General features: G+C 68.5%; 1 protein-coding gene. It reads left to right on the forward strand.

From position 1 onward, the window contains the following. Positions 1-222: helix-turn-helix domain-containing protein (locus RRF55_RS28720; protein ID WP_439419404.1), on the forward strand; the 222-nt coding region annotated here is incomplete at both ends.

Below are 222 nucleotides of genomic sequence, written 5' to 3' on the forward strand. Positions count from 1 at the left end.
TGATCAACCGCATCCGCGACATCCGCAAGCAAAAGGGCCTGACCCTGGCCGACGTGGCCGAACGCTGTTCGCCGCCGACCACGGCCCAGACGATCGGCCGGCTCGAGACCGGGATGCGGCAGCTGTCGCTCACCTGGATGAACAAGATCGCCGCGGCGCTGGAGGTGGAACCGGAACTGCTGGTGCGCGGCGCCGAGAGCGAGCAGCCGCGCTATATCGCCC

This window comes from Klebsiella sp. K47, assembly GCF_051858335.1.
GTDB classification, from domain to species: Bacteria; Pseudomonadota; Gammaproteobacteria; order Enterobacterales; family Enterobacteriaceae; genus Klebsiella; species Klebsiella pneumoniae.